The following is a 13,801-nucleotide window of genomic DNA, read 5'->3' on the forward strand; positions in this document are numbered from 1 at the left end:
GCAATACAATACGACTCACAAACTCCTAACATTTTCCACAGAATTCACCCGTACAAATTTCTGATTATTCAATTTTAATCGATGAAATTCAAAAGAATTACTATTACACTAGACTAAAAGACCAGTACAGCCATTCACAACAAAAAGTTTTAAAAAAGTTCAAATATTAACAACCTTCTAGGAAAGGTGTTGTTGCAGATGATTAACGAAACACTTAACTTACACACTCTACTTAGCCGCAAATATGTCGATAAATTTAATCGCATAATGTTTGTACAAATAATGCCTTCAATTTTCACAGAGGAGCAAGCTCAATCACAACTGGAATTATTAACATTAAAAATAAAGCATAATCCTTGGTTATTTCAGCCTGTTGGATATGCCTTACTCGACCAGCACTATGTCATTGCTTATGAGGATTTTACGGGACAAACACTACAGCAATACTTTCAAAACAAAACATCCCCTATCCATGAAGTCCTACAAATTGCGATTGAATTAACAAATGCTTGTATAAATATTCATCAACATGGCGATATTATTGAGCATTTTTATCCATCACTCATTTATATTCAACCACAAACAAATAAAATAAAAATGCTGGCACCTATTGCGATTCGTTGGAATATCGCAAATGAAAAAACCTTTCAAATTCCATTAAAAATGGGTGAACTGCCTTATATAGCTCCTGAACAAACAGGTCGGGTGGCGTTAGAAATTGACGAACGTACCGATTTATATTCCATCGGTGCCGCTCTGTATGAAATGGTTACAGGTATACCGCTATTCCAGGCGAATAACACAATGGATAATTTATTTTATATATTAACCAAATCGCCAGACCATTCTTTACTTGAACAAAATTGTCCACTTGTCATATTACGGAAAATCATTCTCAAGCTATTAAGTAAAAATAAAGAAGATCGTTTTCAAACGGCATTTGGCTTGCGATTGGACTTACTTCAAGCAAAGGATCTACTAATTGCTGGAAAATTAGCAAATGAATTTGTTATTGGAAAAAATGATACAGTATTACAACCTAAACTTTCGACGAAATTATATGGTCGCCAATCAGAGCAAAATTTATTAAGCCAAGTTTTTCATAAAGTACAAAATGGGAAAAAGGAAATCGTCTTTATTCAAGGGTTATCAGGTAGTGGAAAATCAGCTATTGCGAAGTCTTTACTAAAAGAAACGTTGTTAGCAAAAGGTTTTTTTCTTGAAGGTAAATTTGATCAATTACAAGAGCAGCATACATTTCAGCCTATTATCGAACCGCTCCATCAGTTATTGCGACAAACGTATTTAGAAGGCGAACAAGCGGTTGCTACTTTTCAAAAAAGCCTATTAGAAGTGGAACTCATGCTGACTGAAAGCCTAATACATATACTTCCAGAGCTAAGTCTATTCGTTAATGATGAGATTCGGATTGTAAAAGAAAGCAAACAGTACACATTGCAAATGAATGCCTATATTTTCTCGTCCATCCAAAAGATTTTCACTATTTTTGCACGTGCAAAAAAGCCGATTGTAGTTTTTATTGATGACATTCAATGGGCACAACAAGAAACAATTGAAATTCTGCAATATATTTATGAACAACATTATCATGGCTACTTTCTATTAATCATTGCCATACGTGAAGAAAAAACCGGTATGAATGAAACGTGTCTTGTATGGCAAAAAGAGCTTGATTCATTCACTGGTATTTACGTTCATTTGCTCGACCAAGAAGCCGTTTTAGATTTGGTTTGTGATTCTCTTCAGTCTCGTTGTGGTACTGCCCATCACATTGCACAGCGCTTATATCAGATGACACAAGGAAATGCATTATTTATTCATGAAGCATTTCGAATGCTTCTAAAAAACAAAACGATTTTCTATAATATTGAAAGTTCAAGTTGGGAATATGATGTGGAGCAATTGCATGAAAGTATTGCCAACAATGAACTATTTGGCTTTCTTGAAAGTCGCCTGGGCAAGCTGACAAGTCAAGTGCAAAATATTTTACAAATTGCCTCCTGCTTTGGACGGGTTTTTAATTTTAATTACCTGTCAAAGGTAGTCAACATCCCATTTTATGACTTGCTTTCTTACTTAGAGGAGTTAACATCACAGGGCTTTATTATGGCGGTTGATGGACAATTTAATTTTACCCATTCTACGTTGTTAGAAAATCATCATCAACTTTATTCGATGCAGTTTCAGTTTATCCATGATGGTATCCAGCAATCTGCCTATGACACACTTAGTCATGAAAAACGATTGGAAATTCATTTTGCTATTAGTCAATTGTTGCAAAAAGAGGATGGATTATCGAAGCAACTACATGAACTCGTAAGGCAATTAAATTATTGTAAAGAATTACTTACACCTTCTGAGCAACAGCAGCTTGCCATGTGGAATTTTGAACTTGGCACTCAAGCAAAAAACGCAGGCTTATTTAGCACAGCACGGCAGCATTATATTGATAGCTTACGGTTTTTACCCGAAAATAAATGGACGGAGTTTCGTGAAAAGACAATTCAGCTATTTATGGAAATCGGTGAATGTGAATATTTAGTTGGTCATTATGAGCAATCCAAATATTATATACAAGAAGCGTTAGAGCATACCGAAAGCGCACTAGAAAAGCTGAAAATTTACCGGTTAATGTCTCTTATTGAATTAGAAAATAACGAATTAGTTCTCGATGCAGGCTTTAAGGCGATGGAATTATGCAACATGAACATTTCACGGGAACCAACGAAACTGCATTTAGCACAAGAGTTTTTATTATTAAAGATGGCATTACGCAATAAATCCAATGAACAATTACTCAATTTAAAACCAATTGAAAATGAGGAAATTGATGTTTTCCTTCAAATAATGATTAATATTGTTACGAATTCATTCCGCATTAGCCCTAATTTAACAGGGATGATTTTCCTTCGCTCCATGCGTCTTCAGCTAAAATATGGTGCAGCAACAGAGAGTGCCATTGTATTTATTAATTATGCATTATTATTAATTTCTGGCTTTGATAATGTGAAGGACGGGCTTCGTTTCGGGAAATTAGCCTTATCCATGGCGGAAAATCAAGATAATTCTTATGTTAAGTCACGTGTCTATTTTATTTATGGAATCTTTCTAAATCACTGGGAGAAGGATTTTGCATTGAGTATTCCTTATATGCGAACAACGCAGCAATATATGGAGCAGCTCGGGCTTTACTACATCGTAACAGCGACTTCATGTTTTATATGTAGTGTGCAATTAATTGATGGGCGTCCTATTCATGAAATTCAAGAGGAGCTCACTTATCAGCAATCACAATATGAAAAATATCCGAGTGTTCTGGCGATTGATTTTTTAGCGGAATTGAAATCCTGGATGGGGGCATTACAATCACCTACTCAATTGCCGGATTGGGATTCACATATTACGTTACATGACGAAGAAGCCGTTACGGTTATGCATTATACGTTACGACTACGAATGGCCTATTTATTTAAAAATGAGACTCAATTAATGCAAATACTCAACTATTTATCGAAGCAAAGCTCTGAAGTTTATTCTTTGCCTACGACACCGGTTTATTATTTTTTAAGAGGGCTTTGTCATATTGATTTTTTAAAGGGTAATATGGAGCCTCCTTTTTCTAAAAAAAAGCTAGTATCGGAGTTCAAGGACAGTATGCGCCGTTTTAAAAAATGGGCAAAAGAAGCACCTCATCATTATGAACATTTGTATTTAACGCTGCTTGCTGAGTTTCATTATTTGAACAAAGACTATGCACAGGCCACATTGTTTTATGATCAGGCATTACAACTAGCAAAGGTTTATCATTTCCCTCAAGATGAGGCGATGATTTATGAGCGCACTGGAAAACTATTTATTGAGCTACAGCAATCGGCCAAAGCGCGCTATTATATTTCGCAAAGTATTATCAAATTACGTGAATGGGGCGCCTTTACCATTGCAAATCGTTGGGAAAGTGAGTATTCCAACTTTATCATTCAACAACCTCAAGCGATTCAACCTACTTTTTCCTATGACATGATTAGCTTATTGGAAACGACACATGCTTTAGCGAATGAAATTAGTATCGAAGAATTAATGCAAAAATTACTCATTTCCATATTAAAGCAGGCAAATGCTACTTCTTGCTACTTTATTCGTTATGCAGAAAATCATTTTTACACATTTGCTAAAGTCGCCGTGAATCAAGATCATTTTAATTTCACGCTATTGCCCGAGCAAATTAATGTTGCGATAAAAGGAATTGTCGATTATTCCTTACTTTTAAACGAACCACTTGTTGAAGGCAATCTTTCAAATAGTAAATATTTTAGCCATTTAGGTATTCAAGCAAAATCATTTTTATGTATGCCAGTTCATTTTAAAGGGAAAATTCAAGCCTTTTTATACTTAGAAAATAACTTACTTGAAAATGCCTTCAATGCAGTCCAGCTAGAATTACTACGAATTATCGCTACACATCTCGCTGTTACACTCGAAAATGCGGAGATGTATTATGATTTAGAAAATCGTGTAAAAGAGCGCACAGCTGCTTTAGATGAGATGAACATTTTCTTAAAGGAAGCAAATGACCGTCTCGCAATTAATGAACAGGAACGAAAAAAATTATTACAAAGTATATCACATGAATTACGATCTCCCCTCACATCAACATTAGGCTATATTGACTCGATTTTAGATGGTGTTGTGCAAAATCCAGCACAGCAAATAAAATATTTACAACGCAGTCGCGAAAGACTTATCGCATTAAATCGCTTAATTCAAGATTTATTTGAACTGACAAAGCTTGAAGCTGGGCGTACAGATTTTACGTATACGAAAATGTCTACTCAACAATTTTTTGAAGAGTTTGCCTACCGCTTCGAAGAGGATGTCCATCAGGCAAAGCTTGCTTATTCTGCTTCTTGTAATTTACAGCCTGGCTTATATGTTCAAATTGATTTATTACGCATCGAGCAAGTTTTATCGAATTTAATTTCCAATGCGATTAAATATACTAATGAGGGGAGTATTTCTATTTCGATGTGTATTGAAGATGATGAACTTTTTTGTGTCGTTGAAGATAGCGGAATTGGTATTCTTTCGAGTGAGCTACCCTTTATTTTTGATAGCTATTACCTCGCTTCCAATTCAAATAAGTTGAATTCGCATGGGATTGGCTTAGCTATTTGTAAAGAGATTGTTACGCAGCATGGCGGGAAAATTTTTGCTGATAGTATTCATAATCATGGCTCTAGATTCTATTTCACCCTACCGATTTTAGTTGAAAGGAACATGTAGAATTACTTATAAATAGAAACAAGCAGCCCGACTATGTTATTTTAGTAGAGTATCTTTACTTTCTAGGGAGGGAAAACCATTGTCGCTTTATAAACGTGGCTACTTCTTTTTACTAATAGGGATTATCTTATTAACACTTTCTATATTTGTAACGGTAAATTTGAATTTTTGGGTGTGGGGTGCCATCTTCATTTCAAGTCTTTTGTTATGTACGATTGGTATCATTTTATTGATTATCCATCTATATAGACAAGTAAAAGAAGATAAGCAAAAAAACACCTAACAAATAAAGCACAATGAGCTGTACGAACCAGCTTCATTGTGCTTTATTTAATCCTTCGTAATAATGGATACTACCGTATTTAAAACCCGACTTGCCTCTGGTATCGGAAATACTGGGAATACGTGATTCATTTTCGGATATTCAAAATATAAAATTTCCACGTCTTCTTTTTTTGCCTTCTCTAAAAACATTTTGGCATCCACTATGAGCATTTCATACGATCCTACAAAGAGTGCAATCTTCCCTATCCCATCAATTGGGCCATGGAGTGGACTAATTAAATGATTTGATATATCACTTTGTCCTGCCCAAAGTTTCCCCAACCGTTGAGCACCAACTAGACCAAGCATTGGATCGATTTTTTCAATTTCTTTATACTCAGGGTTCAATCCTGACACATCTAGCCACGGTGAATATAATACGACATGCTCCGGCTGCTTTTTGTTTTGCAATTTGACATCTTGTGCAAGTGCTAAAGCAAGCCCACCACCAGCCGAATCTCCCATAAAGATAAATGGTGCATCATATTGCTTGAGTAATTTATCATATAATGTATGGATTGCAGTAAATGCATCGGTATATGTAAATCGCGGTAGCTTCGGATAAATAGGTACGACAATTGTATAGTTTGTTTTTTCTGCAATCTTTACTAAATGGCGCCAATGAAAAATTAAAGGATCATTAATATATGCCCCACCATGAAAATAAAAAATCACTTTCATTGGATTTATTTGCTCATTGACTACATAATACTTCATCCCACTCAATTCGAACTGATTAATTGCATGCTTTTCCTGAAACTTTTTATCCAATTCATACGGAAGTGCATTATACTTTTCTTCGATAAACTGATCCATCAACTCTAAATTAAGGAATTTCTTTTTTGATCCGCGCATGAGTAAATACTTTTCGAATAAAACACTTTGCCAACTGCGCAATTCGGTCCACTCCCCTCGCTCAATTTACTTGCACTGGTCATTGCTACAATGCCCCTAAACTTATACTATTCTTCCATAAAGGGAAAAATGGCATGATGTTTCTCATTTTTTTATAAAAATGATTATTTTTTGAGAGTACGCCAATGCTTTATTAATTACAATCTCAAAACGTTAAATCATCAAAATTTCTCGAATATCTTCTTCTGTTAAGGAAGGCGTCGCATTTTCTTCAAAATCGATAATATCTGCAATGAGATGCCGCTTTCTGTCTTGAAGTGCATTCATCTTTTCTTCAATTGTCCCGCGTGCAATGAGCTTAATGACTTGCACCGTATTTTTCTGCCCCATTCGGTGTGCACGACTTGCTGCTTGTTCCTCAACCGCTGGATTCCACCATAAGTCATATAAAATTACTGTATCTGCACCGGTTAAATTCAGCCCTGTGCCACCTGCTTTTAAAGAAATTAAAAAAACATCACGCTCGCCTTCATTAAATCGATCGCATAGTTGGACGCGTTCCTCTGAAGGTGTTTGACCATCCAAGTAAAAATACTCTTCATTTTGGCGTGTAAGCTCCCGCCCAATTAACTCTAGCATTTTTGTAAATTGCGAGAAAATCAACACCCGTCTCCCCGAATGTTTGGACTCTTCAAGAATTTGAATCAGCTGCTCAAATTTTGCAGAACTCCCTTTGTAACCTTCAACAAACAAGCCCGGGTGACAACAAATTTGGCGTAGTCTCGTCAAGCCGGCTAAAATACGAATTTTATTTTTCTTAAAGGTTTCTTTGTCTAGGTGTTTAAATGTATCCTCTCGCAGTTTCGCTAAATACGCTGCATACAGTTGCTTTTGTTCATCTAATAGCTCTGAGGATTCCAATAGTTCATTTTTAGTAGGCAATTCTACAAGTACATCCTCTTTTAAACGGCGTAATAAAAATGGCCGAACTCTCCTCGCAATGGATTTTCTTGATAGGTGGCTATACGCTTCCAAGCCCTGAAATAACTGCGGAAAAATAACATGATACAGTGACCACAACTCCTCCTGATTATTCTCGACAGGTGTTCCCGTTAAACCAAAACGATAATCAGCTTTAATCTTTTTAACGGCTCGTGCTGTTTGAGTCATTGGGTTTTTAAACGCTTGTGCCTCATCAAAGAAAACGGTATGAAATATTTGCTTTTCAAACCACGCTAAGTCACGGCGCAATAATGGATAGGAAGTAATGAGGACATCCAACTCGGCATGTTCTTTCTGTAATGCTTTACGTGCTGCTTGATTACCATCTATTACAAGCACTTGTAACTCAGGCGCAAATTTCATCATTTCATGGAGCCAGTTATATGTTAATGAGGACGGACACACAATTAAAACAGGCTGCTTTTTTACGCGAATTGTCGGTAACTCCGAAACAATGAACGCTATACTTTGCACCGTTTTCCCTAGTCCCATATCATCCGCCAAAACGCCGCCAAATCCGTAGCTTGCCAGCTGCTTCATCCAGTTAAATCCTTGCTTTTGATACCCTCTTAAAATGCCTGATAAACTCGGTGGCACTTCAAAATTCAACAGTTCTGGCTGCATTAATTGCGCAAGAAACTGGCGGAATGATTGTTCTGGTGTAAATACATTACTTTCATCGATCATTTCTAAAAATTTCAGGCTTTCTAAAATAGGCATAGTTAATGTGGATTCATAATGATCATCTTGCACCGGACCTGCTAGCAGAAAACGGCGAATTTCTTCCATTTCCTTCGTTTCAAGAGAAAGTAATGAATCATTCGGCAAGCGATAATATTTTTGCTTCACTTCAAGTGCTTGTAAAAGGTGCTTTGTTTCCTTATTTGTAATGCCATCCATCTCAAATTTGAATTCTAGCCAATTTGTTCTTTCCTGTTTCACTTTGACAACGATTTTTGGAAAGGTCGTTGTTTTAACTATTCTATTTCGCACAGCAGTTGTCGCATAAATTTGCGTACGCTGTTGAAGTGCTGGCATAACATGATATAAAAAGGCATATTCCAATTCTTCATTTTGCATAAAATAGCCGCCATCAGTCTTCGTAAAGCCGCTCGAATCCATAAGCTCAAGAATTTCCCGTTCCTTTTGCTCATCCCGAATAACCGTTAAATCTGCTATGGCTTCTGGACTTTCCAAAGGTTGAATAACGACATGGTCATAGTGAAATTCTAACCCCACCAACAACCTATTTTTCAGACGATCTAAGTAAAGCTTTGCAACGAGTGGTGTTGTCATCATTTCCTTCATCAACCGATCACTAAATGTGACCTGTCCAAGCTTACGTAAACCAGGTATGACCGTTTTCAAAAACTGATTCATTTGGTCATGTAGAATCGGTACAACGCTTGTATTCGGCTCTACAAGCATGTGCTGCAGTTCCGTTAAACGTTCGCAATCCTGTTCTTCTAATTGGTATACACAGCCATTACTAACTACACATCGATAGGCACTGAAAAGCGTCATTTTATCAAATCCCGCAATCTGCAATTGATAGTGATCCCCTTGATCTTCCACTCGAAATTGTAATGGTGGTACTCCCTCCGCAAGACGTAATGGCTGGTTGACTTGTCGATGCTGTTCAAGCAACACATCGGGCGTTTCTATAAGTAAAGACAAAAGCCCTCTCCAAGCAGACGGAGGAATAAGTATACCTTCCTGGCTACTGCTCACCTCATATGGTAGCGCATCGATAAACATTTGTTCATCACGGGCAACACGGATCAATTGATGTAGTACCGCGTCTACTTCACTAACAAAGCAATGTTCATTCGGATCAAAGGTAAAGTTTAATGTTATTGCGCAAGGTTTGCCTTTGTTCACTAGCTGAAGAAAATCTCGAATCGGTGTGACCTTCATGTGACCGATTAAAAGCTCGATGCTAAATAAGTATTGCCCTTGCCCAATCGCAAAAGGCTTCAATAAAAACTGAACGTCCAATACTTGTCTTTTTTCAAAATGAAGCTGATGGCGACTTTTCCGTGCTTGTTTCTGTTGAAATAACGTCATGAATTCTGCTGACAGCTGATTTTCACCCGAAGAACGCCCCAGTTTTTGCTGTTCATGGAGGGCGATTAAAACAGCAGCCACATGTTGACAACTCATACTAAAACCTGCAAGTTCCGGGCAGCTACAAGACGTCTGTATACGACCTTGCTCATCTTTTTCTATTGTGACATTAAAAACCTCTCCCCCATGTACAATCGCCTTACACAAGTCTACATTTTGTTCATGTACGTTTACTTTCCCCGCTCGGAAAAAAGCTTCTCCTCTTTTGAAGGAGACAGTTCCACACATTTCTTTAATAATTTTCTGATTGATTTTAATGTCCATGTCCTCTGCTCCTTCTTACTAGTCCATCCTTTTTTGACAATCATAACATAAACAATTAGCTATTATCGCGTGTGCAAATAACAGGAAAAAGTGATTAAACATGCTATCATATAACTATTCTAACAAAACAAGGAGTTGTTCATATGGCACAGACATTACAAGGAAAAATCGCCTTTATTACAGGTGCAGCACGAGGTATTGGAAAAGCAACAGCTATCGCACTTGCGAACGAAGGGGTGCATATCGGTTTGATCGCTCGTAACGAAGATTCACTACAAACCGTTGCAACGGAGTTAAAAGCACTAGGAGTAAACACAGCGTATGCAGTAGCGAACGTTGCTAATTTAGCAGAAGTCGAAACAGCCATTGCTTCCTTAACAGAGCAGCTTGGTTCTGCTGATATTTTAATAAATAATGCGGGTATCGGTAATTTTGGCAGCGTACTAGACATGGATCCAACAGAATGGAAGGAAATCGTGGATGTTAATTTATTTGGTACATATAATGTTACACGTACCGTTTTACCACAGCTAATTGAAAAAAATGGCGGCGATATTATTAATATTTCGTCAACAGCAGGCCTTGGCGGCGCAGCTACTTCAAGTGCATACAGCGCGTCAAAATTTGCTGTTATCGGTTTTACAGAATCACTAGCACAAGAAGTTCGCCGCAACAATATCCGTGTAACAGCTCTTACGCCAAGTACGGTCGTTACAGACTTAGCACGTGAAATGAACTTAATTGACGAGGCGAAAGCTGAACGATTAATGCAAGCGGAAGATATGGCCGAGCTAATCGTTGCCCAGCTAAAACTAAACAAACGCGTTTACTTAAAAAACGCAACAATGATTACAACAAATCCATTTTGATCAAAAAAACTGAGCTACTAGTAAAGTCTAGTCAGCTCAGTTTTTTGTTTTTAGAGCTTACTATTCAAGCGAACCTTTTTTAAAACTTTAACATTTCAAAACTTTATCCGAAATTATGGAAAAGGAGTGGGAATATTGAGTAATTATGAAGTCATATTATTTGATTTAGATGGAACACTAACAGATCCAAAAGAGGGCATTACGAAAAGTGTACAGTATGCTCTAGGAAAATTGGACATTGTAGTGGATAATTTAGACAATTTAACCCCATTTATCGGTCCGCCACTTCAAGTGACCTTTAAAGAATTGTATCAATTTAACGAGCAACAAATTGCAGACGCACTCATGTTTTATCGTCAACGCTTTCAAGAAAAAGGCATGTACGAAAATAAAGTTTACGAAGGCGTACCCGAGATGTTAAAACAATTAAAAACAGCAGGCTATCAATTAGCTATTGCCACTTCAAAGCCTACTGTGTTTGCCGAGCAAATTTTAAATCATTTTGAACTTCATCATTATTTTGATTGCATTATGGGGAGTGAATTAGATGGTACACGCACTTCTAAAGGAGCAGTAATTGAGGAAATCATTCATCAGCTAAAACTAGATAATGTAAAACAATGTGTAATGATTGGTGATCGACTCCATGATATAATTGGTGCCAACGAAAATAACATGCCTTCGATTGGCGTGACCTTTGGCTATGGAAGCCGTCAAGAATTAGAAATGGCTGGAGCGACGCATATTATCGATTCTGTCCTTGAGTTCAAGAATCTTTTTTCCCGCGTACCCATTACATAAGTAAGCGACTTCTAGTTGCCGGACACTCATTCCTTAGTGCCCGGCATTTGAACTTCCTGCACACTTGCAAACATCGAAAACCCCTATCTTATTTCATTCAAAAGATCAAAAATTAATGGTACATTTGTGGCACGCTTTAATGAATTGATGTCCTCAGAAATGAAATCCCAGCTTGCTTTATACGTATCCTCGCAACTTTCATTTCTTGAAACAGGCATAAATTGGTTTAAAAACTCTTCAACCGGTATCGTCAAATCATCTAAAAAGTTCTCCACTTTTTCCATCTTTGAGCCTTTTTCAGGATTCATTTCATTGAATAATACATGCTCTAAATTTCTTGAAAAATAATAAAGCTGATAACTAAACGTGGAAATATACGCTGCTGTTTTCATTATTTGAATATTTCTAGATCGCACTAAATTTCTTTCTTCCATTTTTCCTTTTTGCGTTTCAGAACTTACACTGATGCATCCCTCTAAATACTTCGTTAAACCACTTTGCTCGGCATCAATCGTAATATTGGACGGCCCCACAAAACAGCCATCTGTATCCAAAATATGCAACACAACTAATATGTCCGACGAGTTAAACCTTCTTTTAATTAAAACCTCTTTCACTTTATCACCAATCAGTTTTTTAATTGGTTTTGACTTTTGATTAATTTGATAAAAGATATCCCCTCTGTATGGCTCAAATCGAATTTCTTTCTCTTTAAATAATTGCCTTAATCGCTCAATTAGTAACGTTTCATCCGTATCACCTTCAACTAATAAAATAACTACTTTCTTTTGAGCATTAGTCAATTATCCTCCCTGCTTTCCTAAATGATTTCTTAATGTCATACATATTAGTTTCATTGTAAATTGGTTCATCCTGTCCACCCAATTGGACAGCCCGTAAATAAATATCCCGCGCATTGCTTAATTTTTTTACACCTTTTAGTTGTAAATAGCGCTGTTCTTCATTTAACGTCGTAAACCATAAGTTTTGAATCGGCAGCACTTCTAAAATACGTAAATTATGGGACGTGAAAAATAATTGCCCTTTACCATTTTCACTAATGACCTCTAACATCTCACCTAATAAATATTCAAAAATCCCCGCATCCAATTCATCAATGACCACACATGCATTTGGATTGTTATAAACCGCAATTAACGTACTTAAAATGGAAATAATCTTCAGTACCCCTTGTGATTCACAACGGAGAGGCAGCTCGATTTTATCTTTCACCGATAAAAATTCAAATCGAATACCATCTTTTCCATTGCTCATTTTTTCCATATTAATTTTACGAACTTTCACGTAAAGCCCTGGGATAATCGTTCTTAATACAACATTGGTTTGATCTATGACTTTTTGGATTGTCGTAAACATTTCTTGGGACAATAGCATTGTATCTCGTAATTCATAAGGAATATTACCTCTTAAATTTTCAAGATGAATACTGAAAGGCATAATAAGATTTGCAACTAATAATCCATATTGAATCGTATCAATTACATGAAAATCCTTATTAAAATCTTGGCGTAAATTAATGATTATTTCCTGTTCTTCGTCACTTAAAAATGCTTCATAAACATCTTTCAGCTCTTTTCGAAATATGAATGAAGTGGCATTTGCTTCAGCCATCCGATCCGCTACCATCATATTTACTCGATTCATCTCTGAAAATGCTTCCAATTTTTTATTTCGAAATGAAATGCTTCGCTCGTTTTTCGATATGATTTCCTTGTATCTCTTGCCACTGGCATTTTCTTTATAATATAAATTTTCACCTAAAACGCTAAGCTTATCCGTACCTTCTTGCAAAATGACATGATATTTAACAAAATACTCGCCCAACTCATTTGTAATTAAAAATTCAAATTGAAGTTCTACATTTTTTTCTTTAAAATAAATCAACTTCTCTTTATTCATTGGTAATGTATAGGAATTCAATAAACTTTTTAATAAACTAAATGCTTCGACTACTGCCGTTTTACCCGATCCATTTTGACCATAAAAACCAATGACATCCGCTTCATATTTACTGAAGTCCGAATTTGTATTAAATTCACCTTTTTTCACATTTTTTAAATGATTAATACGAACACTTTTTATACGAATTATTTTCCCCAATTTAATTCCCCAATCTTTCAATTACATATTTTAAAGAAGTATAACAAACCCAATTAATTTAATATATGATTATTTTTTTATCAAATCGAATTTTAATTATACTATTCACCTTATTTTAATGAATATACATTAATTCA

At 36.2% G+C, this 13,801-nt stretch carries 8 protein-coding genes; 4 read left to right on the plus strand and 4 right to left on the minus strand.

Features of this window, described 5'->3' with window-relative positions; all coding sequences use genetic code 11:
• Nucleotides 1–198 precede the first annotated feature (198 nt).
• On the plus strand, nucleotides 199–5,301 hold the full coding sequence (locus CSE16_RS17145) for an ATP-binding protein (protein ID WP_099425014.1): 5,103 nt from the start codon (nucleotides 199–201) through the stop codon (nucleotides 5,299–5,301).
• A 79-nt stretch (nucleotides 5,302–5,380) separates the two neighbouring features.
• Nucleotides 5,381–5,584, plus strand: a complete 204-nt coding sequence (locus CSE16_RS17150; RefSeq protein WP_099425015.1) for a hypothetical protein — start codon at nucleotides 5,381–5,383, stop codon at nucleotides 5,582–5,584.
• 47 nt (nucleotides 5,585–5,631) lie between these two features.
• Here CSE16_RS17150 and CSE16_RS17155 read toward each other — a convergent pair whose 3' ends face one another.
• Both CSE16_RS17155 and CSE16_RS17160 read right to left on the minus strand, forming a co-directional pair.
• Nucleotides 5,632–6,522, minus strand: coding sequence for an alpha/beta hydrolase fold domain-containing protein (locus tag CSE16_RS17155; protein ID WP_099425016.1), 891 nt, complete (start codon nucleotides 6,520–6,522; stop codon nucleotides 5,632–5,634).
• A 171-nt stretch (nucleotides 6,523–6,693) separates the two neighbouring features.
• Nucleotides 6,694–9,873, minus strand: coding sequence for a DEAD/DEAH box helicase (locus tag CSE16_RS17160; RefSeq protein ID WP_099425017.1), 3,180 nt, complete (start codon nucleotides 9,871–9,873; stop codon nucleotides 6,694–6,696).
• Nucleotides 9,874–10,016: 143 nt separating this feature from the next.
• Between CSE16_RS17160 and CSE16_RS17165 the strand changes: the two genes are divergently transcribed.
• Nucleotides 10,017–10,742 carry a 3-ketoacyl-ACP reductase gene (locus CSE16_RS17165; RefSeq protein WP_099425018.1) on the plus strand — a complete coding sequence of 242 codons (726 nt, stop codon included), beginning with the start codon at nucleotides 10,017–10,019 and terminating at the stop codon, nucleotides 10,740–10,742.
• A gap of 135 nt (nucleotides 10,743–10,877) precedes the next feature.
• Nucleotides 10,878–11,543, plus strand: a complete 666-nt coding sequence (locus tag CSE16_RS17170) for an HAD family hydrolase (RefSeq protein WP_099425019.1) — start codon at nucleotides 10,878–10,880, stop codon at nucleotides 11,541–11,543.
• Between the two features lie 83 nt (nucleotides 11,544–11,626).
• On the opposite strand, the gene CSE16_RS17175 is transcribed toward CSE16_RS17170, so the two are convergent.
• Both CSE16_RS17175 and CSE16_RS17180 read right to left on the minus strand, forming a co-directional pair.
• A complete protein-coding gene (locus CSE16_RS17175; protein WP_099425020.1) occupies nucleotides 11,627–12,346 on the minus strand; it encodes a hypothetical protein in 720 nt (239 codons plus the stop codon).
• Entirely contained in the window at nucleotides 12,339–13,664 is a 1,326-nt protein-coding gene (locus CSE16_RS17180; protein ID WP_253896107.1) for an AAA family ATPase, read from the minus strand. Before CSE16_RS17180 ends, CSE16_RS17175 begins: the two co-directional genes overlap by 8 nt.
• Nucleotides 13,665–13,801: the final 137 nt, after the last annotated feature.

It is taken from the genome of Solibacillus sp. R5-41 (assembly GCF_002736105.1).
GTDB lineage: Bacteria > Bacillota > Bacilli > Bacillales_A > Planococcaceae > Solibacillus.